This window comes from Sutterella wadsworthensis, from assembly GCF_003315195.1.
GTDB lineage: Bacteria > Pseudomonadota > Gammaproteobacteria > Burkholderiales > Burkholderiaceae_F > Sutterella > Sutterella wadsworthensis.
This window is the reverse complement of the sequence record NZ_QNRV01000063.1, coordinates 1-2,611: the sequence shown is the minus strand read 5'-3', so window position 1 is coordinate 2,611 and position 2,611 is coordinate 1. Positions and strand designations below refer to the sequence as shown.

Annotated in this window: 3 protein-coding genes; all 3 read right to left on the bottom strand. The window is 36.7% G+C overall.

Features of this window, described 5'->3' with window-relative positions; genetic code table 11:
• Positions 1 to 173: 173 nt before the first annotated feature.
• Genes DES29_RS12255 through DES29_RS12245 form a run of 3 tightly spaced genes read right to left on the bottom strand, consistent with a single transcriptional unit; the run spans position 174 to position 2,264 of the window.
• A complete protein-coding gene (locus DES29_RS12255) occupies positions 174 to 584 on the bottom strand; it encodes an IrmA family protein (RefSeq protein WP_147145921.1) in 411 nt (136 codons plus the stop codon).
• Entirely contained in the window at positions 565 to 1,026 is a 462-nt protein-coding gene (locus tag DES29_RS12250; protein WP_113854949.1) for a TM2 domain-containing protein, read from the bottom strand. Before DES29_RS12250 ends, DES29_RS12255 begins: the two co-directional genes overlap by 20 nt.
• A gap of 32 nt (positions 1,027 to 1,058) precedes the next feature.
• Positions 1,059 to 2,264, bottom strand: coding sequence for a hypothetical protein (locus DES29_RS12245; protein ID WP_021995948.1), 1,206 nt, complete (start codon positions 2,262 to 2,264; stop codon positions 1,059 to 1,061).
• Positions 2,265 to 2,611: the final 347 nt, after the last annotated feature.

Sequence of the window (2,611 nt, the reverse complement as noted above, 5' to 3'; positions counted from 1 at the left end):
TAATTTTTCCTAAAAATTTTTTTTTTTTAAATAAAAAAAAAAAAAAAAAATTTTTATTTAAAAAATTTTTTTAAAAAAAAATTTTTCTTTTTTAAAAAAATTTTTTTTTTTAATTTGGGGGGGGGGGGGTAAAAACCCCCCCCCCCCCCCTCCCTTGTTAACATCATTATTTATTACCTTACGACATCAATAGGCTTGAATATCTCATCAGGAACAATAACGTCAAGAGATAGTGGTGTCTTTTTATCGTTTTCAATCTCCCATATACGCAAAACCTTTGCTTCACTTACATCGAATTCACATGAGCATTCAGCAAAGCTATATTGCTTTTGATTTGCTCGAGCATGTCCAAATGGTTTAACCTCCATCATTCCTTTTGATGCCAATTTATTGCCTTGATAAAAACCTATTTCAATCTCTAATGGATTATCGAAAGGATCACTTGCCATTAGGCTAAAAATATAGGAACAATAGCCTTGACCAGCTAAGCTTATGTCTATGTTTCGCATAAAAATACGTCGATCGTCTGCATGAGCAACGCAGACGGTAAGAAACAGCAGAGAGCTAAGCAATATTTTTTTCATTATCATCTTCGACCTTTTCTTTTACTTCAGAAATATCAGGGTTTGATTCAGGCTTAGGTAACAAGGATAAAGCTAATTCTTCACGTCGTTTAGCTTGTTGACTTCGAATATATGATGGCATTCTAAATAGATCCCACAACATCCAAATGCAAGTAATAGCCAAAAGAATAATGCCCCATATAATGTCGTCACCTTCTTGCTTATTTCCTCCTTCCCCAAATAGGGCAGAACCCAAACCAGAGAATAATTCGAACCACCCTAAAATACCAATTATAAGTCTAAGTATTCCTGTTTTAACTTGTCCAAGATAAAAGCAATGAATTGCCAGTGTGCCAAACATAAACCATAAAAGGTAAGCAACACCTGCCGACTTTGTTTCATTCCCAAGTCTAGCTTCTATTGACAATTTCTGATTGGTAGTCAAAGTATCATATGCACTCATTTTAACCTCAAAAATATAATTAACACCTTTAATTACTTCATTAAATCTGATAGATTAGCTGTCCACCAAATCCTATCAATTCCTAACTCAATTGCTACATTTCTCAAGCCCCTATTGTATACTTCATAATTTCCATTGTTTAATTCTCTTACAGATAACTTTTGATTTTCCAATTTAAAGATGTATGCATAAGGAATTCGAGGGGTATCTGGGAACCCTGCAGCAGCTAATCTCCAGCGAAGATTACTTTCCAAAATATTGATTTCATCAACGGTATCAACTTGAATTTTTCCGCAATATAAAATGCCAGGATATGCAGTTTCGTGGCAATTAAGTCGACCTCGTTCGGCTAAAGTTAGCTTTCCAGTTTTGCCAAATTCTCTTACAAAATTACTACTATAACTCTCATTGCCAACGACATATCCATTAAATGGCTTCCATTGCAAGTTGGTTAATTTTTCGAAATCCTCACCCCATTGCCTGTCTTGCTCTAGTTGTTTTCTATATCTAGTTTGTATTGCAACAATTCTATCGTCTTCATTTGGGAATTTGCCGCGTAAGCTTCCGTCCTTTTCCAAGGAATCCATCAATGCTTTTTGTCTATTTTGAATATTTAGATTAAATTTATTCGCAATATCTTTATCAAATATTTTTCTACATACAGACAAGAATGATGTATAATTTTTTACGTCATCTTTTGTAAGATTGGTTTGAGTGCGACATTTTTCTATTACAGGAATAAAGCCACCAATACTTGTATCTTTAATTTTTTCTATATTTGTACAAGTTAGATTAGCCTCTTTCAGATTGGCATATAGTTCTTCACTAAGATACTGTCTATCTTCTTGTTTGAGTCTTTCAACCAGAGTGGTGCAGGATGCCTCTCTAGCGGCTTTTTCAGCTTTTTTCTTTTCTGCATCAGCCTTCTTCTTGGCTAACACAGCATCGACATTCGCCTGTATTGCCTTGATTTCTTCTTCTTCGGTTCTAGCAACTTTTACTGGTTTCGTTGTCTTAATTTGTTTTGCTGTCTTTGTTTGATCAGCGGATTTTTTAGTGCTTGCTTTGACAGATTCTGTTTTCTGAGTAGTGGGCTTCACTGCTTCAGTAGCTTGCGCATCATCTTGGATGCCTAAGAAATTACGGCTATCAGCCACCATTCCATCAATAGTCGCACATCCGACGGTTATCAATCCTACAGATGCAGCCGTACTCCATATAGCAACTTTTTTTAACATTTCAGATCCTCATAAGAAGATTATGATGATTGTTAGAATGCCTCCTCCCACTATATTTTGTAGATGAGGTTACCCTAACAAAAAAATGTCCGTACGTCGATTGTAGGTGTCGTGTCAATTTTCTTTTGGTGGGTGCTTTGGTGGGTAAATTCATCAAGCACATGTAGATCCCTTATTTCATAAGAAACTTGCGAGGCCTCTCCTCCGCCAGATTCAAATCCGATGCTGTTTTATGCAGCATCGGATTTTTTATTTGTGCGCCCGGCAGCGCACGTGTGATTGTGTGGTGAAAGTCCACTGTCCGCCCGGTCGCGGGAAGGACTAGCAACTCGGCAGAGTCGAGGAGG